Origin of the sequence: Sorangium sp. So ce296 (assembly GCF_051529605.1) — a bacterium.
GTDB lineage: Bacteria > Myxococcota_A > Polyangia > Polyangiales > Polyangiaceae > Sorangium > Sorangium cellulosum_D.
Genome location: NZ_CP150325.1, coordinates 9,081,274 through 9,100,385, shown reverse-complemented (window position 1 = coordinate 9,100,385; position 19,112 = coordinate 9,081,274). Strand labels below are relative to the sequence as shown.

Annotated in this window: 13 protein-coding genes and 1 pseudogene; 7 read left to right on the top strand and 7 right to left on the bottom strand. The window is 73.6% G+C overall.

The genetic code is table 11. The annotated features are described in order from the left end of the window. Window positions 1-30: 30 nt before the first annotated feature. From WME98_RS33710 to WME98_RS33700, 3 genes are read right to left on the bottom strand one after another with little or no spacing between them, the layout of a single operon-like run. Window positions 31-1,275, bottom strand: coding sequence for an MFS transporter (locus WME98_RS33710; RefSeq protein ID WP_437336845.1), 1,245 nt, complete (start codon window positions 1,273-1,275; stop codon window positions 31-33). Between the two features lie 13 nt (window positions 1,276-1,288). Beyond that, window positions 1,289-2,416 (bottom strand): hypothetical protein, encoded by a 1,128-nt coding sequence (locus WME98_RS33705; RefSeq protein WP_437945796.1) that lies wholly within the window; start codon window positions 2,414-2,416, stop codon window positions 1,289-1,291. Between the two features lie 8 nt (window positions 2,417-2,424). Further along, entirely contained in the window at window positions 2,425-3,312 is an 888-nt protein-coding gene (locus WME98_RS33700; protein WP_437945795.1) for a phytanoyl-CoA dioxygenase family protein, read from the bottom strand. Between the two features lie 263 nt (window positions 3,313-3,575). On the opposite strand from WME98_RS33700, the gene nrfH reads away from it, so the two are divergent. From nrfH to WME98_RS33670, 6 genes and pseudogenes are all read left to right on the top strand, one after another. Next, window positions 3,576-4,118, top strand: a complete 543-nt coding sequence (gene nrfH / locus WME98_RS33695) for a cytochrome c nitrite reductase small subunit (protein ID WP_437945794.1) — start codon at window positions 3,576-3,578, stop codon at window positions 4,116-4,118. Between the two features lie 30 nt (window positions 4,119-4,148). Next, window positions 4,149-5,591 carry an ammonia-forming cytochrome c nitrite reductase subunit c552 gene (locus WME98_RS33690; RefSeq protein ID WP_437945793.1) on the top strand — a complete coding sequence of 481 codons (1,443 nt, stop codon included), beginning with the start codon at window positions 4,149-4,151 and terminating at the stop codon, window positions 5,589-5,591. A gap of 153 nt (window positions 5,592-5,744) precedes the next feature. Next, a complete protein-coding gene (locus tag WME98_RS33685) occupies window positions 5,745-7,061 on the top strand; it encodes a M28 family metallopeptidase (RefSeq protein WP_437945792.1) in 1,317 nt (438 codons plus the stop codon). A 132-nt stretch (window positions 7,062-7,193) separates the two neighbouring features. Further along, window positions 7,194-7,443: pseudogene (locus WME98_RS33680) on the top strand (LLM class flavin-dependent oxidoreductase); the annotation flags it as partial. 36 nt (window positions 7,444-7,479) lie between these two features. Then, window positions 7,480-7,647: a hypothetical protein gene (locus WME98_RS33675; protein ID WP_437954162.1), complete on the top strand. Its 168-nt coding sequence runs from the start codon at window positions 7,480-7,482 to the stop codon at window positions 7,645-7,647. Between the two features lie 145 nt (window positions 7,648-7,792). Continuing rightward, complete coding sequence (locus tag WME98_RS33670) at window positions 7,793-8,635, top strand: alpha/beta fold hydrolase (RefSeq protein ID WP_437945791.1); 843 nt, start codon at window positions 7,793-7,795, stop codon at window positions 8,633-8,635. A gap of 338 nt (window positions 8,636-8,973) precedes the next feature. Here WME98_RS33670 and speB read toward each other — a convergent pair whose 3' ends face one another. From speB to WME98_RS33650, 4 genes are all read right to left on the bottom strand, one after another. After that, complete coding sequence (gene speB, locus WME98_RS33665; protein WP_437945790.1) at window positions 8,974-9,972, bottom strand: agmatinase; 999 nt, start codon at window positions 9,970-9,972, stop codon at window positions 8,974-8,976. Window positions 9,973-10,084: 112 nt separating this feature from the next. Further along, the gene (locus WME98_RS33660; protein WP_437945789.1) at window positions 10,085-12,196 is read right to left on the bottom strand and encodes a substrate-binding domain-containing protein; all 2,112 of its coding nucleotides are present in this window, start codon (window positions 12,194-12,196) and stop codon (window positions 10,085-10,087) included. A 294-nt stretch (window positions 12,197-12,490) separates the two neighbouring features. After that, a complete protein-coding gene (locus WME98_RS33655; protein WP_437945788.1) occupies window positions 12,491-13,186 on the bottom strand; it encodes a hypothetical protein in 696 nt (231 codons plus the stop codon). Window positions 13,187-13,288: 102 nt separating this feature from the next. Beyond that, the gene (locus WME98_RS33650; RefSeq protein WP_437945787.1) at window positions 13,289-13,984 is read right to left on the bottom strand and encodes a hypothetical protein; all 696 of its coding nucleotides are present in this window, start codon (window positions 13,982-13,984) and stop codon (window positions 13,289-13,291) included. 114 nt (window positions 13,985-14,098) lie between these two features. Between WME98_RS33650 and WME98_RS33645 the strand changes: the two genes are divergently transcribed. Next, a complete protein-coding gene (locus tag WME98_RS33645; RefSeq protein ID WP_437945786.1) occupies window positions 14,099-19,090 on the top strand; it encodes a sigma 54-interacting transcriptional regulator in 4,992 nt (1,663 codons plus the stop codon). Window positions 19,091-19,112: the final 22 nt, after the last annotated feature.

Sequence of the window (19,112 nt, the reverse complement as noted above, 5' to 3'; positions counted from 1 at the left end):
TGACGCTTCGAGGGGCGCCCGCGACCGCGGCTACACCCGCGCCGTCTCCTCGAGCTCCTTGCCGCGCGTCTCGGGCAGGAGCCGCAGGATCAGCGCCAGGGCGATCACCGGGAAGATCGCCGTCGCGGACACCGCAGGTCCCCAGCCCATCCGCTCTGCGGCGACGCCCACGCCGACCGGAGAGAGGATGTAGCCGATCCGGCCGAGCAGGTTGTTGGACCAGGCGAGCGCGTCGCCCCGGAGGTGCGTCGGGAAGAGCTCGGCGTTGTACGCGTTGAGCACGGGCAGCACGCCGCTCGCGCCGAAGATGGCGAAGACCAGCGCGACCGTGAGCCCGGCGCGCGAGCCCAGGGAGTAGGCGCCGAGCACGCCGACCGCCGCCAGAAGATAGATGATCACCGCGCCCGCGCGGCGGCCCATCACGTCGAGCAGCTTGCCCGAGACGAAGATGAGCGGCATCGACACCAGCGCGGCGAAGGTGATGCTGGCGCCCACCTCGGCGTCGGTGAACCCGCGCTCCCGGAGCGCGAACGTCTTCCAGAACGTCACCGCGTTCTGCGTGCAAACGTACGTCAGCCCCCAGATGAGCGCGAGCTGCAGCATCCGCCCGCGGTACGGCGAGCGCCAGATGCGCATGAACGGCTGCGCGCCCTCCGCCTCCCGCGCGGCGGCCGCCTGCTCGAACCGCGCCGTCTCGCGCAGCCCGCGCCGGGCCACCGCCATGACGAGGAGCGGGATCCCGCCCACGAAATACACGCTGCGCCAGCCGTACGAGGTCGAGAGGAGCAGCGGCACCACCCCGGCGCAGACGATGGAGCCCAGGCTCGAGAACGCCTGGATGACGCCGATCACCATCCCGCGCCGGTCGCTCGGGTACTCCTCGGCCGCGTACACCATGCTGACCGCCCACTCGCCGAGGAGGAAGATGCGCGCGAGGAGCTGGAAGACGGCGAAGACATAGACGTTCGGCGCAAACCCCGTGAGCACGGAGAAGAGCGTGTAGCCCAGGATCGTGATCGTGAGCACCCGCCGCCTGCCCCACTCGTCCGCCTTGCGCACGAGCAGGTACGCGATCATCGTCCCCGCGTTGATGAACCCGACGAGCAGCCCCTCGTGGCGGGCCGCGAGGCCCATCTCCGCGCCGATGTTCGGCAAGATCTGCGTGAGCGCCAGGTAGTCGTAGCCCTCGAAGAACGAGGCCACGCTGAGGAACCAGAACAGCCGCCGCTGGTAGGGCGTGAACGGCGTCTTCCGTTGCGGGGCAGCTGTCGTCATATCACCTCTTCCCTCAGAGCGGGCCCTCGTAGACGCGGTAGCGCCGGTAGACGGAGCACCCGGCCGACTCCACGATGTGCCGCATCGGCGCGTTGTCCTCGTGGATCAACGAGGCCTCGAGCCGGTCGTACCCGGCCGCCCGCAGGCCGTCCACCACGTGCTGCACGAGGAGCGCGTACAGGCCCGTCGACCGGAACGCCGGCACCACGCCGATCAGCTTGAAGCTCGCCGTGCGGACGCGGCGGAGCGCCCAGGCGGCGCGCGCCCACCCGAGCGGCAGGAGCCGCCCGCGCGCCGCCGCGAGCGCCTCGTTCAGGTCGGGGAGGCACACCGCGAACGCCGCGGGCTCGCCGCGCACGGTCGCGATCTGCAAGAGGCGCGGGTTCGAGAGCAGCGCGAACGCGCGCCCCAGGTTCACGAACTCGGCGCGCGACATGGGGACGACCTCCGGCACGCCGCGGTACGCCTCGGTGAAGGCCGCGTGGACGATCTCCATGTCGCGCGAGATGCGATGGACCGCCGCGCGGCGCACCTCGAGGCCAGGGATGCTCACCGCCGCGGCCTTCCGGCGCAGCGCCCCGGGGAGCTCCCGGCTGCGCCCAGCGGCGTCGAAGAGCGGGGTGTCGTAGGCGAGCATGTCGTAGCGCTTCGAGAACCCCTCGGCCTCGACGAGCTCGCGGTAATACGGCGGGTGATGGCCGGCGAGCATCGGCGGCCGGGAGCCGTATCCTTCGATGAGCAGCCCGATGTCCTCCACCCGCGTCACGTTGCGCGGGCCCCGCAGCGACGTCGCGCCGAGCGCCCGCGCGCGCTCGCTCACCGCGCCGAAGAGCGCCCGCGCCGCCTCGGGATCGCGCTCGCACTCAAAGAAGCCGAAGAACGCCGTGCGCTCGCCGCTGTGGCGGTCGTGGCGCCCGTCGACGAGGAGCGAGATGCTCCCGACCGTCTCGCGCCCGCGCCGCGCCCGGAACAGGCGGAGGCTCGCCTCGCGGAAGAAGGGGTTCTGCGGGTCGAGCCGCCGAAGGACGAGCGGGCGGAAGGGCGGCACGTAGCCCGGATCCGCCGCGTGGAGGCGCAGCGGCAGATCGAGGATGTCGGCGAGATCCGCGGCGCTCTTCGCCTCCTCGATCGCGATCGACATCGAGGCGCTCAGTACCCCGCGAGCCGCTTCAACCGGAAATACAGCGGCGTGGGGCTGTTCTCGTGCTTCTCCTTGAGCGGGCCGCACATGAGCGGCAGGTACATCACGCGCCGCTGGCTCGCGTCGCCCGTGGCCGTGGCCTGCGCGACGCGGTGCCAGATCCGGCCGTCGTGGATCGTGAGGTCTCCCGCCTCCGCCTCGAGCGCGTACTCGTCCGGGTCGGGCCTGTGGTCGAGGAAATACGCCTTGCGGGTGATCATCTCGAAGAGGCCCTGGCGGTGCGACGAGGGGATCAGCCGCACGCCGCCCTTCGAGAGGGGGGAGTCGTCGAGATAGAAGCCGACGTTGAGGTAGCGGCGCGGCCGCTCGAGATAGAACACGTCGCGCAGGCTGTCGGTGTGCCAGCCGAGGCGCTGGTACGTCGAGCCCTCCTCGCGGCGATAATGGTTGATCACGAGCCCGTCGCGCTCCCGCTCTCCGATCCGGTAGCCGGGCCCGGCCACATCGAGGATGGCGCCGAAGCGAGGATCGCGCAGGAACGCGCGCAGGCGCTCGCCGAAGAGGGACGCGAACACCATGCGCTGGATGTAGCGCGAGCCGTCCTTCCTCGTGCCGAGGATGAGCGGGACGCCGTTGATGTGCGTCCTCCCCTCCCCGACGAGCCGGCGATCGATGGCCTCCACCTCCTCGACGAGCGAGCGCACCGCGTCGCGGCCGGCGAAGCCCCGGAAGCGGATGAAACCGTGGGTGTCGAGGAAGCCTCGCTGCTCGGCCGTGAGCGCGCCGCCGAGCGTGAAGTCCGGGAGCCGGACTCGGCCGTTCGCCGGAGGGAGCCCGGCGGCGGGCTGCGGCTCGCGCGGGGCGGCGGCGGGCTGCGGGGCGCGCGCGGTGTTCATGGGGCGTCTCCTTCCCCGTCACTAGCGCAGCCGGGCCGCGGCGGGAACAGCCGTCCCGCGCCGACGCGGAATCTGCGCCTCGGCGCACGGTTTGCAGGTTCGTCACCTGCGGTGCCGCCTCACCGCGCCGCTCCCGGCGCAGCGGTCAGCCGTCATGTCGAGTCCGTTCATCGCCCGCGGCGCCGCCGGGCTGCCCCACCGGGCTTGTCGACACCGCCCTGCCGGCGCGGTGGCACCTGCCTTGCAAACCGGCGCCGCGACCGATGAGCGATCCGCCGGGGCCCGTGGTCGAGGAGCAACAGCGCGGTGAACCGCCGATCGCGGCCGTCCGCGGGAGCGCGCGCCGCGCGCGCGGCATCCTCTCGTGGGGCTTGCCGCTCGCGCTGTGCGTCGCGCTCGGCGCGGCGGTCGGGCTCGGCGGCTACACGTTCCTCTACGCGAAGGGCGCCTCATACCTGCAGAACGATCCTTCGGCGTGCGCCAACTGCCACATCATGAACGAGCAGTTCGACGGGTGGCAGCGCTCCAGCCACCGCGCCGTGGCAGGATGCAATGACTGTCACGCGCCCCACACGTTCCTGGGCAAATATGCCACGAAGGCGTCGAACGGGTTCTGGCACTCCTTCGCCTTCACCACGGGCCGCTTCCCGGACCCGATCCGGATCAAGCCCGGCAATCTGCGCATCACGGAGGAGGCCTGTCGCGGGTGTCACGGCGACGTCGTGCATGCGATCGACAGCGAGCACGGCGGCGCGCCCCGGCTCTCGTGCGTGCGCTGCCATGAATCGGTGGGCCACCTGCACTGAGGCGCGCCCGCCGCTCGAGGGATGGAGACGATGACGGAGCCCAAGGACGAACGATCCACGACCGAGAGCGCGAAGACGCCGGCGTTCCAGCGCTACCTGCCGCTCATCACGGTCGCGGCGGCGGCCGCGAGCGCGGGGACCGCGGCGCTGCTCGTGAACATCTTCGAGCACAAGCAGGAGGCGAAGAGCCCGTTCTATCGCGTCGTCGAGCTTGACGACACGATAGAAGACCCCGCGGTCTGGGGGAAGAACTTCCCCATCCAGTACGACGGCTACCGGCGGACGGTCGACCAGAAGCGGACGCGCTACGGCGGGAGCGAGGCCGTGCCGCGCACGCCGACCGAGGCCGATCCGCGCAGCGTGGTCGCGCAGTCGAAGCTCGAGGAGGACGGGCGGCTGAAGACGATGTGGGCCGGATACGCCTTCGCGCGGGACTTCCGCGAGGAGCGCGGGCACGCCTACATGCTCGAGGATCAGGTGTACACCGAGCGGCAGATCGCGACGAAGCAGCCGGGCACCTGCATCCATTGCCACGCGTCCGTGTACGTGCCGTACAAGAAGCTCGGCGGCGGCGACCTCATGCGCGGGTGGGAGGCGATGAACCAGATGCCGTTCCCCGAGGCGCGCAAGCTCGTGACGCACCCGGTGTCGTGCATCGACTGCCACGACCCGGAGTCGATGCAGCTCCGGGTGACGCGGCCCGGGTTCCTCGAGGGCATCCGCGCGCTCAAGGCGTCGATGGGCGAGGAGGGCTACGACGTCAACACGATGGCCACGCGCCAGGAGATGCGCTCGTACGTCTGCGGCCAGTGCCACGTGGAGTATTACTTCAAGGGTCCGGAGAAGCGCCTCGTGTATCCGTGGGCGAAGGGCATCAAGGTCGACGAGATCTACGCCTATTACGAGGAGACGGGCCACGCGGACTGGACGCACGCGGAGTCGGGCGCGAAGGTGCTGAAGGCGCAGCACCCGGAGTTCGAGATGTGGAATCAGGGGGTGCACGCGCGCTCCGGCGTCGCCTGCGCGGACTGCCACATGCCGTACCAGCGGGTGGGGGCGGCGAAGGTCAGCGATCACCACATCCAGAGCCCGCTCCTCAACATCAACCGGGCGTGCCAGACGTGCCACAAGTGGCCCGAGGACGAGCTCCGGCAGCGCGTGGAGACGATCCAGGGGCGCCACGCCGAGACGCGCGATCGCGCGATGGACGCCGTGACCGAGCTGATCGGCGACATCCGGCGCGCGAAGGAGGCGGGCGCGGCGGACGAGGCGCTCGCGGAGGCGCGCGCGGCGCAGCGGAAGTGCCAGTTCTTCGTCGACTTCGCCGAGGCCGAGAACTCGTCCGGCTTCCACGCGCCCCAGGAGGCGATGCGGATCCTGGCGTCCGCCATCGACACCTGCCGTCGCGGTCAGCTCGCGCTGCGCGACGGTCCCAATCCGCCGAGCGGCCTCGTCGAGCTCCCTGCGAACTGACGAGCTGGGCCGTGACTCCGCAGCTGCGGCGGAGCGTTCCTGTGTCCCTCCCTGCATTTGACTCGATCCGATTCAAATGAAGGTCTCATCGCGAGATAGTTCTTGGAACTTTCGGAGGAGATCCGTAGGGTGGCCCCGAAAGGGGAAGACGCCATGGCAACACGCCGCAACCGCTCGAGCGCCGCCGCCGCTCGATGTGCTGTCTTTGCGCTGATCTCGGCGTCGTGCGCGTCCGGAGATCCGGGCGCGCCGGCAGCGGAGACGATCCACGTCTCGCACGTGGAGAAGGACACCGTCAGCACGTTCCTGAACCGGCTCGCGACAGAGACTGGCCAGGTCGTCGTCACCCGCGCCGCCGCCCCCGGCGCCTGGCAGAGCGCCCCGCTGACGCAAGATCACGAGTCGTCGCTGCACCTCGTCGAAGGGCCCCTGCCCGCCGCGCCCCTGCCGGGTGAACGCGCGCGCGTCGGCGGCATCGCCGTGGTCGCCGTCCCCGCTGGCCAGGAGCCCCACGGCTGGCTCGGCTCGCACCGCTACCACACCGAGCCGATCGCGGAGACCGAAGTGGTCCTGTCGGGCGCGCGCGGCCGGCAGGGGGCCCCCGCTCCGGCCGGGAGGCGCGCGGCGCTCGAGGGCGACCCCGCCGACGTCCGCATCGAAGCCGAGTTCCTCGAGGCGCGCCTCAAAGAGCTCTCCGGCGCCGCGCCCGTGACCCTCGGCGGCCGGACGGTCACCCTCCGCGAGCGCGGCTCCGAGAGCGGGCGATCCCTCGCCCGCGCCTGGCTGCGCCAGCAGTACGAGGCGCTGGGGTTCACCGTGCAAGAGCACCCCTATCGAAGTGGCTGGAGCCAGGGCGTCAACGTGACGGCGGACAAGCCCGGGGCCGATCCGTCGCGCGTCCTCATCCTCTCGGCCCACTACGACTCGGTCAGCAACGCCGGCGCCGACGACGACGGCTCCGGCGTCGTGTCGTCGCTCGCCATCGCCCGCGCGCTCAAGGACGCGCGCCTGAGCATCGGCCTCCGCGTCGTCGCCTTCGATCAAGAAGAGACCGGCCTCCTCGGCTCGAAGGCGTACGCGAGCATGCTCGACCGGAACGGGCAGCTCGACCAGGTGGTCGGCGTCCTGGATCTCGAGATGACCGGATACGACTCCAACGACGACGGGCGTTATCACGTCATCCACTGCAACGAGAACACGTCGTCCGAGCTCGGCGCCCTGGTCGAGGCGGCCGCGACGCGCGGCGAGCTCGGCCTGAGCCGGGTCGACGCGTGCACGAACCGCAGCGATCACGCGGCGTTCTGGCGCTACGGCACGCCCTCCGTGGCCGTGTCGCAGAACTTCTTCGGCGACGACGGCAACCCCTGCTACCACGCGCGCTGCGACACGGTAGCTCAGCTCAACTGGGACTACATGCGGCGGCTGACCCAGGCCGTCGCGCTCGCCGCCGCCGATCTCCTGATCGAGTGACGCGCGACACCCGCGCGACGACCGCGCGGCGGACGAGCGACCCCGGGTCGCCGCCGGCCCCCTGGCGCGCCGATTGCTGGTCGCCGCGGATCACCGCCAGCACCGGCGCGCGACGAGGAGCCCAGCGGACCCATGCGGAAGCTCGCGATCGGCTATCACGCCTCCCACGAACAGCTCGCCCCCTCGGCCCTGCTCCGGCACGTGCGCCACGCCGAACAGGCCGGGTTCGCGGCGGCCATGTGCTCGGACCACTTCCACCCATGGAGTGAACGACAGGGCGAGAGCGGCTTTGCGTGGGCGTGGCTCGGCGCGGCGATCCAGGCCACGTCGCTGTCGTTCGGGACGGTGTGCGCCCCCGGATACCGCTACCACCCGGCGGCATTTCGACGCGGCGGCCTCCTTCGTACGACCCGAGGACGTGGCCGCGCAGGTGCGCGTCTCCTCCGACGTCGCCCAGCACGCCGCGTGGCTGCGCGAGGACGCGGAGCTCGGCTTCGACACCATCTACGTGCACAATGTGGCCCTGGATCAACAGGCCTTCATCGACGCCTTCGGCGCGCGCGTGCTCCCGGCCTTGTCCAGGTAGCGGCGCGGCGAGCTCATCCCCACGACGCGCTGGCGGCGGGCCGCTCCCGCCGGCGCGACACGAGGCGCTCTGCCTCACGTGGCGCGGATCTGCGCGGCGCGCGGCGCTGGAACTGAGCGCCCGTCTGTGATTTCAATGGATCACGATGAGAGTCCAGGCAGGCGACGTCCGGCTGTTCTTCGAGGTGGAAGGGGCGAAGCTCGTCCCCGACGGGCCCGCGATGCGCGAGCGCCCGACGGTGATCCTGCTGCACGGCGGGCCCGGCGTCGATCACACCGATTTTCGGCCCTTCGGCTCCGCGCTCGCCGACATGGCGCAGGTCGTCTACCTCGACCACCGCGGCTGCGGGCGCAGCGATCGCAGCGGGCCAGAGCGGTGGAACCTCGCGACGTGGGCGGACGACGTGCGGGCGTTCTGCGACGCGCTGGAGATCCAGCGGCCCGTGGTGCTGGGAAACTCGTTCGGCGGCATGGTGGCCCAGGCGTACGCGGCGCGGTATCCCGATCACCCCGGCAAGCTCATCCTGACGAGCACGACCGCGAAGCTGCGCCTCGATCGCATGCTGCCGGTGTTCGAGCGGCTCGGGGGCGCGCGGGCGGCGGACATCGCCCGGCGGTTCTTCGCGGACCCGATGCCCAATTTCCACGACTATATCCGCGTGTGCCTCCCGCTCTACCGACAGACGCCGGAGGAGGAGGGGGCGCCCCAGGGCGCCGTCATCCACCTCGACGTCGGCGGCTACTTCGTCGCGGGCGAGATGCAGACCTACGACCTGCGCGCGGATCTCGCGCGCGTCCGCTGCCCTACCCTCGTGCTGTCCGGCGATCTCGACCCGTTCGCGACCAGCGCGGACGCGCGCGAGCTCGTGGCGGCGCTGCCCGGGGAGCTCGTCCAGGCGAGGCATTTCCCCCACGCCGGGCACGCCGTGCTCGCCGACGCGCGCGCGGAAGCGCTCGCGGCGATCCGAGCGTTCCTGGGCGCGACCTGAGCGACCCGGGCGCGATCGCACGCGCCAGGAAACAGCGCCCCGCGAGCGCCGGGGGGCGGGAGGTCGTCGCTCGTTCCTCCCACCTCCCCGCCTTCCTGCTCGACCGACTGCCATCGTCCGGCAGGGCAAAAAAAACAGAGCGCCTGCTCGACGGCGGGGGGGGGAAGCCGTCACAGGCGCTCTGCTCTGTCCACACTAGCAGGATGCGGGCCAAGTCCGTCCATGCGCATTTCGCGGGATCCTGCTCGCGGACGGCGCTCGCTGTCTTTCACTCCTGAGATCGGCGCTTGCAAACCTGGCAGCTCGGCGGCTCCCGGAGAGGGCGCGGCCCCACGGCGTTACCGGGCGCGTGACGCGTCGGTGCGGGCGCGCGCCGCGGGGGCGCCCGGCCGGCTCGCGTAGAGGACGAGGTGCTCGTAGGCGATGGTCGCCCCGGCCAGCGCGGTGATCCCCGCGGCGTCGTAGGCGGGCGCGACCTCGACGACATCCGCGCCGACGATGTCCACGCCCGCGAGCCCGCGCAGGATCTCGATGGCGGTCGCGGTGCTGAGCCCACCGCAGACGGGCGTGCCGGTGCCCGGCGCGAAGCTGGGATCGAGGCAGTCCACGTCGAACGTGACATAGACCTTGCGCCCCTCGACCAGCTCCCGGACGCGCTGGACCACGGCCGCGGCGCCGTTCCGGTGCACCCAGGGCGCGTCGAGGATCTGGAATCCGTGCGTGTCCGGATTGAAGGTGCGAATCCCGATCTGCACCGAGCGGGCCGGATCGACGATGCCCTCTCGCGCGGCGTGGAGGAACATCGTGCCGTGATCGATCCTCCCGTCGTCGTCGCCGACGCTCCACGTGTCCGAGTGGGCGTCGAAGTGGATCAGCGAGAGCGTGCCGTGCTGCTTGGCGACCGCCCTCAGCGCGGGCAGCGTGACGAAGTGGTCGCCGCCGATCGACAGCGGCGAGGCCCCGCCGCGGAGGATGCCCGCGATGTGGGCCTCGATCGCGGAAGGCACCTCGAGCGGCCTGCCGAAATCCCACTGGCAGTCGCCGTAATCGACGATCGCCAGCTGATCGAGCGGGCTGACCGCGGCGCCGTAAGGGCGGCCTTCGAACGAGAGCAGGGCCGACGCCTCCCGCACGGCGCGCGGACCGAAGCGCGCGCCGGGCCGGTTCGTCGTCGCCGTGTCGAGCGGCAGCCCCGTCACCGCGACGTCCACGCCCGTCAGATCGCGCGAGTACTTCCGGCGCAGGAACGACAGCGCGCCCGCGAAGGTCAGCTCGAACGACGCGCCGACGAGGCCCTCGGCCGTGAATGCATGATCGCCGCGCACGCTATTCCCCATCTCCACCCGCTCTCACCCCCCGATGAACCACCGCTGAGAGATATCATGGGCCGCGCGGCAGGACACGGCATCTTCGCCGGCGACGCCCGGCAGCCCGCCCCCGTCCGCCCGGTCACCGCCCCGCCCGGGTGAGCTGGCGGATCGCGGCGGCGAGCGACTGGAAGACGGCGATGTCGCGCAGCTCGATGCCGAGGCTGACCATGCGCTGCGCCATCGTGGGCCCGACGCCGACGAGGCTCACGCGGGCTCCGAGCAGCCGTGTGGCCTGCGCCGTCTGCGCCAGGGCCGCCGCGGTCGCCTCGTCGACGAGCGGCACGCCGGTCAGGTCGAGCAGCACCCACCGCGCGCGCTCCCGCGCGACGCCCGAGAGCACGGCCTCGAGGATCTGCTGCGCCCTCGCCGCGTCGATGGCGCCGATCAGCGAGATGAGCAGCACCCCGGGCAAGAGGGGGATGACGGGACAGCCGAGCTCCCGCACCGTGCTCGCGAGCGCGCGCTCGCGCTCGTAGGCGGCGGCCAGCATGTCGCGCTCCCCCTGCAGCGCGGTCTCGATCTCGTCGCGCTCGAACGTCGCGACGAGGAGCGACACCCACATGGCCAGCGGCTGGACGTAGTCCGCGAAGCCCTCCGTGTGCAGCCCGCCGAGCACCAGCGTGCCCCAGTCGCGCTGCGCGGTCGCGATCGGGGCCATCACGCAATAGCCGCCCGCCTCGTCGGACTGCGCGGCGTCGAGCAGCTCGGGCGGCGGAAACAGGCCGGCCGGGACCCGGCGCCCCACGAGCGCGGCCACGCCCGGATCGCTTGTGTGCACGCCGTCGATGACGACCTCTCGCCCGCCCGGGCCCGGCTCGTCGGCCCAGAGCGCGAGGCACCCGACGCGCACGGAGGTCTGCCGCAGCCACGCGAGGCGCTCGTCGGCCCGCACGAGCTTCGAGGCGAGGAGCCTGCTCATCTCCATGTTGGCGCGGAGCAGCCGCTCGAGGCTCTGCACGCTGCTCCGCTCCGACGCCACGACGGCCCGCTGCTGCGCGAGGCGCACGCGGCCGAGGAAGGCCTGCGCTCGCCGCGCCGCGTCCGGATCCGGCGCGCCGGCGAGCTGCCGCGCGGCGGCCTCCTCGACCAGCATGACCGCCGCGAGGAGGACCTCGATCCTGCCGCTGTGCGCGAACGCCGGGGCGAACGCGCGCTCGAGCGTCGCCACGTCCGGGAGCTCCGCCCCGGCGAGCGCCGCGCCGAGGCCGCGCGCGATCACCTCGGCCTCGGGCCAGACCAGGGGGCGCGGCGACGGCGCCGACCCCTGGAGCAGGCGGCTCAGCTGCCGGGACAGCCCGCGCTGCCAGTCGCCGCCCGCCGCGTCGAGCTCCGGCGCGGGCGGCGCGGCGCCCCACGCGGCGCTGCCGCACGAGCGCCGCACCACCAGCTCGGCCGAGCCGCGGGTCACGGGCTCTGGCGGCGGGATGCCGTGGATGAGGTCGACGAGCCGCTCGACGGCGATCCTCCCGAGGAGGGCGGGCTCCTGCCGCATCGTGGTGAGCGGCGGATCGCAGTGCTGGGCGACGCTGATGTCGTCGAACCCCACCACCGCGATGTCCTCGGGCACGCGGTAGCCGTGCGCCTGGATCGCGTGGATGGCGCCCATCGCCATCTCGTCGTTCCCTGCCACGATCGCGGAGCAGAATTTGCCGTCGCGGTCGAGAAACTCCTGCAATCGGCGCTCGGTGTAGAACATCGTGCACTCGTCGAACTCGGAGAGCAGGTTGAGGTCCGCCGGGAGCCCGCGCGCCCTCATCGCCTCATCGAACGCCTTGCCGCGCTCGACGAAGTCGTCCGAAATCGATTTGCCGATGTAGGCGATCCGGCGATGGCCGAGGCCGACGAGGTGATCGACGAGCCGGTGAATCGACTCGCGGTTCTCCGCCCGGACGATCGGGTACCGCGGGCCGAGCGGGGGCGCGCAGAAGATGACGGCCGGCTTCCCGTCGGAGAGCAGCTCCTCCAGGCCGTCGATGGTGTACATCGCGATCCAGCCGACCACCCGCTCGAGGCCCAGCCCGCGCGCCAGGACCGTCCGAGGAGGCCCGTAGATCATGAGGAGCTCGTAGCCGCGCTCCCGCGCCGCGCGGTGCATGCCAGCGAACACCATGGCGTTGAAGGAGTTGTCGATGAAGACCGACGCGACCCCGATCACGTTCCGTGTGCGCTGGTCGACAGGCCTCGTGCTCATCCCGGTCGTGTCCTCCCCCGCGTCCAGCGGGCGAGCGTATCACCGACCTCGCCGAAACGACTGGGTAACTTCGGCGCCGGCGACCGGGACCGCTCGATCCGGCGCAGTCCTCCCCCGTGCGCGCATGTAGAACATCGTGGACGGCCATACCAGGACGGTCGATATCACCGAGGCTCCAGCGCGACGCGGGGGCGAAGGCCGGCGGCCGGCCGAGGCTCATTGTTTGTGGGGAGCCCTACGCAGGGCGCGAGACCGGGCGGAGGAGCTCGTCGTGGCGGGGTGTGCTCTCACGCCTCAGCGGGCGTGGCCGACAGGGAGCTCCGGGCCGATGCAGCCGCACCCGCACGCGTTGGTGAAGAGCCTCTCCGGCGGCGAGCACGCGACGTCGAGGAGCGTGCATTCTTCCGGATCGTGAGAGACATAGACGACGTTCGTGGTGCCCGGCTCCGGACAGACGACCGGCTCGGGGCTGATGCAGCCGCACCCGCAGTCGTTGTAAAAGAGCGTCTGTCCCTCCGCACAGATGAAGTCGATGAGGTGGCACTGCTCGATGTCATCCGACACGTAGCGGACGCCCGGATCGCTCGGGTCCGGGCACGCCTGCGGCCCGGGGTCGATGCAGCCGCACCCGCACTCGCCGCCGAAGTACTCCTCCGGCGGCGAGCAGGCGAAGTCGATGAGCGTGCACTCCACCGGATCGTGAGAGACATAACGGACGCCGGGATCCGCCGGATCAGGGCAGGACGCCGGCTCCGGGCCGATGCAGCCGCACCCGCACTCGCCGCCGAAGTACTCCTCCGGCGGCGAGCAGGCGAAGTCGATGAGCGTGCACTCCTCGGGATCATGAGAGACATAGCGGACGCCGGGATCCGCCGGATCAGGGCAGCTCCCGCCGCCGCCGGGCGAGGGGCCGCCGCCTGGCGAGGGGCCGCACCCGAGCTGTCCGACGATCGAAGAGGCAGCAAGGAACAACAAGGCATAAACTCGCATGTTCGTCTCCGTATCTTTCTTCAAGAGGGTTGATCCGTGGAGATGCACCTCCCCTTCGAGGCCCGCCTCGAGCCCCGGGAGGAGAGGAGCGTTCAAGCCGGCTCAGGGAGCGTCGCTGACGAAGAGCGTCACCGCCCTCCGGGAGACCTCCGGTGAAGACACCTCGATCAGCAGCACCTCCTCGCGCGTCTCGTCCTCGACCGGCTGGAGCACCACGCGGAGGTCGGTCACCTCCCCGGCCTCGAGGACCACCGGCGCCGTCGCGCCCTCGAGGAGGTACCCGGGCGCCGGCGCGCGCAGGGCGATCGCGTCGATCGCGAGCGGCGCGGCGCAGGTGTGCACGAGCGGGAGGGTCCGGGTGGACACGGCGCCGACGGCGGTCTCGGGCAAGGCGAGCTCCGGCTCGACCCGGAAGCAGTCGGCCAGCGGCCGGGGCGCGGGCTCGAGGACGCCGCTCCGCGCGACGAGGTCCGCCGGCGCGGAGCGGGCCGCGCCGCGCCGCGCCTGGAGGCGCAGCTCGTGCCCGCGGATGGCGTCGATCTGGAGCGCGAAGCTCCCGTCCTCCTCGACCGGCGCGACCACCGGCGCCCCGGTCCGGTCGAGGTTCACCGCCCAGACGAGATCGGCGCCCTCCACGCTCCCGGGCCCGCCGGTGACATCCATCAGCGCGCCGTCGCACTCGTCGCACATCGCGCCGACGACGTCCCCCGCGAGCGCAGGCGCGGAGGGCGGCTCCGGGATCGGGTTCACCCCGCACCCGGCGACGCACGCAACGAGAAGAACCGCGAGCCAGCGCATCAAGCCACCATCCTGTCGAACGGTGTCCTGTTCAACCGCCGTGCCAGCGCGCCCCGCGGCGGTTCCCGGGCATCGCGGCTCCCTGTCTGTACCATTCTGTACCATGATGTACCGATGGTACAGGGTGGCCTTGCGCCAGGCGCGATGGTCGACGGCCGCTACGAGGTCGTGCGCGCGCTCGGGCGCGGCGGGCTCGGCTCGGTGGTCGAGGCGCGCGACCGGCTCTTCGAGCGCGACGTCGCGCTGAAGGCGCTGCGCTTCGACTCCGCGGGCGCGGCCGAGGCGTTCCGGCGGGAGTTCTCGCTGCTCTCGGCGTGCGCTCACCCGCGCCTGCCGCGCGCGTACGACTTCGCCCGGACGACGCGCGGGGGCGCGCCGCTCACGTACGCCACGACGGAGCTCATCCGGGGCCGGACGCTCGCCGAGCACGCGCGGGGGCGCGCCCTTCCCGCGGCCCTGCCCGTCCTGCTCGACGCGCTCGACGCGCTCGGGTGGCTCCACGGCGCGGGCATCGTCCACGGCGACTTCAAGCCCGAGAACGTCCTCGTGCGGGACGACGGCGCGGGCGTGCTCATCGATCTCAGCGCGGCGCGGAGGATGCGCGCCGAGGCGGGAGACCTCTCGGGCACGGCGCGGTTCTTCGCGCCCGAGCTCCTCCGGGGGGCCCCGCCGAGCGCGCGCTCGGATCTCTTCGCCGTGGGGCGGACGCTCGAGGCCCTGTTCCCGCTCCTCGCCGGGGCGCCGCCCGCTGCCCTGCGCCGCCTCGCCGAGCGGCTCACCGCGGAGGACCCGGCCAGCCGGCCCTCCGGCGTCGACGAGGTGCTGGAGGCCCTCTCCGCCGGCGGGGCGCCGCGGCGCGCGCCCGCCGTCGTGAGCGAGCCGGGCGAGATCGTCGGCCGGGGACGTGAGGTCGAGGCGTTCGGCGCGGCGCTCGCGGCGCTGCTCCGCGGCGAGCGCGGGCCGCGCGCCGTGGTGATCACGGGCGAGGAGGGCGCCGGCAAGTCGCGGCTGTTCCGCGAGCTCAAGTGGCGCGCGCAGCTCAGCGCGCCGGTCTTCGAGGGCGCGCCCCGCGGCGAGGATCCGCTCCGCGCGCTGCTGCTCCGCGCGCTCGGCCGCGCCGCGCTCCCGGCCGGCGTCGACGCGCTGCTCGCCGCCCGCGGCGAGCTCGCGGGCGGGCGCGGGCGCCCCGGCGACGCCGCGCGCGCGCCCGAGAGCCCGCGCGGCCCGCTCGCGAGCGACGCGCCGCACCGGCCGCTCGTGCTCGCCATCGACGACGCCGATCGGCTGCGGCCGCACGACCGGGCGCTGCTCGAGGCGCTCGTGCGATCGGCCGCGCCGACCGACGCCCTCCTCTGGCTCATCGCCTCCGCCGAGCGGCTCGACGTGGGCGGCGGCGCGGTCGTCGAGCTCCCGCTCGGCCCGCTCGGCGAGGCGGCGGTCCGGGTGTGGACGGCGCCCCTGGCCACGGCGGCGCGCGTGTCGGATCTCCTCCGCGCGAGCGGCGGCCGCCCGCGCGCGCTCAAGGAGCTCTGCGCCGCGCTCGGGCAGCGCAGGCTGAGCGAGGCGGAGCTCGATCGCTTCGTGACCACGATGACCACGCCGGAGCTCTTTCGCCGGCGCGTGGCCGCGCTCGCCCCCGAGGAGGCGCGCGCCCTCGCCGCGCTCGCCGTGGCGGATCCGCTCGGGCCCGAGGCAGCCGCGGCGCTCGGCGTGCGGCGCGCGGCGCTCGACGCGCTCGAGGCGGCGGGGCTCGCGCGGCTCGACGGCGAGGGGTTCCGCCTCGGCCAGCCCGGGCAGGCGCGGGCGCTCCTGGCCGCGCTCGACGCGGGCGTCGTGCGCGAGGTCGCGGCGGCGATGGCGGCCCACCTCGCCGGCGAGGACGAGGCGGCGCTCGCCCCGGCGCTCCGCAGCCAGCGCGCCGCGGACCGGGCGAGGGCGCTCGTCTTCGCGGGCGACCACGAGGCCGCGCGGCGGGCGCTCGCCGCGTCCGAGCCGATGTTCGAGTGGGCGCCGCGCGCCTGGGTGCGCGCGGCGGATGCCGCCTGCGCGGTGCAGCCGGCGCCGCGGACGCTCGTGGCCGCCGCGTCCGCGCTCGAGGCGGCCGGCGACCCGAGGCGCGCGCTGTCGCTGCTCGCCCGGGCGAGGCGCGCGCGGCCGCCGCGCGACGTCGTCGCCGAGCTCTCGTACCGGGCGGCGCGCTGCGACGAGAAGCTCGGCAAGGTCGAGCGGGCGCTCGGGCGGCTCGAGCGCGCGCGGGCGCTCGAGCCCGGGCCCGCGGGCGGGCGGCTCGCGAGCCTCTCGGCGCGCTGCCTGCTGCGCCTCGGCCGCTACGACGAGGCCCGGCGCGAGGCGCAGGGCGCGCTCGCGGCGGCCGACGGCGGCGGCGACCTCGCGGCGGCCGACGGCGGCGGCGACCTCGCGGCGGCCGACGGCGGCGGCGACCTCGCGGCGGGCCGCGCCGACGCCTCGGCCGCGGCGGAGCTCGCCGAGACGCTGGGCCTCGCGCTCGGCTACCTCGGCGACCAGCAGGGCGCCCTCCAGAGCCTCGCGCGCGCCGTCGCGCTGCGGCCCGCGTCGGACTCGCCCCGCGCCCGCGCCCGCACGCTCAGCTACCACGCGCTCCACGCCTACCGCGCCGGGGACGCGGCCCTCGCGGCGCGCGGGTTCCAGGAGGCGCTCGACCTGGCCGAGGCGGAGGGCCTCGGCGACCTGCTCGCGACCGCCGCGCTGAACCTGGGGACGGCGCGGCACCAGCTCGGCGACTGGGGCGCGGCGCTGCGCTGCTACGAGCGCGGGCTGCGGGCGGCGATCGCCTTCGCCAAGGAGCGGACCGAGGCCACCCTGCGCTTCAACCTGGCCAAGATCCACGCGGACGTCGGCCTGCTCGACCGGGCCGAGCTCGGCCTCGCGCGCCTGCGCGCGCCCGAGGGCGCGAGGGTCCCCGAGGAGATCGCCGCGGCGGCGCTCGGGCTCGCCGCGGAGATCGCGGCGGCGCGCGGCGCGCTCGGCGAGGCGGCGCGGCTGCTCGACGAGGCCCGCGCGGGCCACGCGGCGCGCGGCTCGAAGCGCGAGGCGTGCGAGGCGACCCTCCACGCCGCCGAGGTCGCGCTCGCGGCGCGCGACAGCGCCGCGGCCGGCGCCCGGCTGGCCGAGGCCGCGGCGCTGCTCCGAGAGATCGACGCGGCGGATCTCGCGCTGCGCCACGCGACGGCGGGCGCGGAGCTCGCGATCTCCCTCGGCGACCCGGGCGCGGCCCTGGAGCAGGTGCAGCGGGGCGCGGGCCTCGTGGCGCAGGTCGCGCAGCTCGAGCTCCACGCGAAGCACGAGGAGGTGTCCGCCGAGGTGCTCCGCCAGAGGTCGGCCACGGCGCTGGCCGAGCGGCACCGCACGGCCGCGATCGAGTGCTGGGAGCGCATCGGGAGCACGCTCCCGGCGGAGCTCGCCGAGGTCTTCTGGCGGCACCCCCGGCGGGCCGCGCTCCGCGGCGGTCCCGCGCGGCCGGCGGCCCGCATGGAGCTCGTGATGAAGCTCCTCGAGATCAACCGGCGCCTGAGCTCGACGCTCGACGCCGAGGAGGTGCTCCGCCTCGCCATGGACGCGGCCATCGAGCTGACCGGCGCCGAGCGGGGGTTCGTGATCCTCACGTCGCCCTCACGCGATCCGCGCGATTCGTCGGATTCGCCCGGAGGGCAAGGTAAGGTCAGGCTCGAGGTCGCGGTCGCGCGGAACCTCGATCGCGAGCGCGTCGGCAAGAGCCAGCTCAAGTTCAGCCACGGGATCGCCAAGCGGGTGGTCGAGCGCGGCGAGGCGGTGCTCACGGTCGACGCGCTGGCCGACGCGCGGTTCCACGGGAGCGCGTCGGTGCACGCCCTGCGGCTCCGGTCGATCGTGTGCGTGCCGATCCGCGCGCACGGCGCGGTGCTCGGCGCCGTCTACCTCGACAACCGGTTCCAGCGCGGCAAGTTCGCGGAGGGCGACGCGGATCTGCTCGGCGCCTTCGCGGACCAGATCGCGGTCGCGCTGCACAACGGCCGGCTGATGGCCGAGCTCAGGGAGCGCACCCGGGCCCTCGAGGAGGAGCAGCGCCGGGTCGCGGAGCTCATGCGCTCGCAGGCGGACGAGATCGAGCGGCTCTCGCACGAGCTCGAGCGGACCCGCGCGGACGCGCGCCGCGACTTCCCGGAGATCGCGGGGAGGAGCGCCCCGATGCGCGCCGTGCTCGCGCTCTGCGAGCGCGTGGCGGAGAGCGACGTGACGGTGACGGTGACGGGCGAGAGCGGCACCGGCAAGGAGCTCGTCGCGCGGGCCATCCACGCGGGCGGGCCCCGGCGGGGCGGGCCGTTCGTGGCGGTCAACTGCGCCGCGCTGCCCGAGGCGCTGCTCGAGTCGGAGCTCTTCGGCCACGTGAAGGGCGCCTTCACCGGCGCCGTCCGGGACCACGGCGGCCTGTTCCAGTCGGCGCGGGGCGGCACGCTGTTCCTCGACGAGCTCGGGGAGACGCCGGTCGGCGTGCAGGCGAAGCTGCTCCGCGCGCTCCAGGAGCGCTCGATCCGCCCGGTGGGGTCGGACCGGAGCGTCCCCGTCGCCGACGTGCGGGTCGTCTGCGCGACGAACCGGGATCTGCGGGAGGAGGTCGCGCAGGGGCGCTTTCGCGAGGATCTCTACTACCGGGTCAGCGTCATCGAGATCCGCCTGCCGCCGCTCCGCGAGCGCCCGGACGACATCCCGGCGATCGCGCAGGCGATCGTCGAGAAGCTCTCGGCGCGCCAGGGCCGCCCGGCCTTCCGGCTGTCGCGGGGCGCGCTCCGGCGGCTCATGTCGTACGGCTGGCCCGGCAACGTGAGGCAGCTCGAGAACGTCCTCTCGCGCGCGTGCGTGCTCGCGCCGGGCCCGGAGATCGGCCCCGCCGACATCCAGCTGCCGGCGGCGGCGCCCGCGCCGCGGGCCCGGTCGCGCGCGGACTACCGCGGCGCCGAGGCGGAGCGGATCCGCGCCGCGCTCGATCTCGCCCGCTGGAACGTGTGCGAGGTGTCGCGGAGCCTCGGGATCCCGAGGACGACGCTGTACCGGAAGCTCGCCCAGTACGGGCTCTTGCGGAAGGAGTGAGCGCTGGAGCGCGAGCTACGGC

Bases quoted from the DNA above. Each gene is read 5' to 3' on its own strand.
- WME98_RS33710 (WP_437336845.1), bottom strand. From the start codon at position 1,275: ATGACGACAGCTGCCCCGCAACGGAAGACGCCGTTCACGCCCTACCAG.
- WME98_RS33705 (WP_437945796.1), bottom strand. From the start codon at position 2,416: ATGTCGATCGCGATCGAGGAGGCGAAGAGCGCCGCGGATCTCGCCGAC.
- WME98_RS33700 (WP_437945795.1), bottom strand. From the start codon at position 3,312: ATGAACACCGCGCGCGCCCCGCAGCCCGCCGCCGCCCCGCGCGAGCCG.
- nrfH (WP_437945794.1), top strand. From the start codon at position 3,576: ATGAGCGATCCGCCGGGGCCCGTGGTCGAGGAGCAACAGCGCGGTGAA.
- WME98_RS33690 (WP_437945793.1), top strand. From the start codon at position 4,149: ATGACGGAGCCCAAGGACGAACGATCCACGACCGAGAGCGCGAAGACG.
- WME98_RS33685 (WP_437945792.1), top strand. From the start codon at position 5,745: ATGGCAACACGCCGCAACCGCTCGAGCGCCGCCGCCGCTCGATGTGCT.
- WME98_RS33670 (WP_437945791.1), top strand. From the start codon at position 7,793: ATGAGAGTCCAGGCAGGCGACGTCCGGCTGTTCTTCGAGGTGGAAGGG.
- speB (WP_437945790.1), bottom strand. From the start codon at position 9,972: ATGGGGAATAGCGTGCGCGGCGATCATGCATTCACGGCCGAGGGCCTC.
- WME98_RS33660 (WP_437945789.1), bottom strand. From the start codon at position 12,196: ATGAGCACGAGGCCTGTCGACCAGCGCACACGGAACGTGATCGGGGTC.
- WME98_RS33655 (WP_437945788.1), bottom strand. From the start codon at position 13,186: ATGCGAGTTTATGCCTTGTTGTTCCTTGCTGCCTCTTCGATCGTCGGA.
- WME98_RS33650 (WP_437945787.1), bottom strand. From the start codon at position 13,984: ATGCGCTGGCTCGCGGTTCTTCTCGTTGCGTGCGTCGCCGGGTGCGGG.
- WME98_RS33645 (WP_437945786.1), top strand. From the start codon at position 14,099: ATGGTACAGGGTGGCCTTGCGCCAGGCGCGATGGTCGACGGCCGCTAC.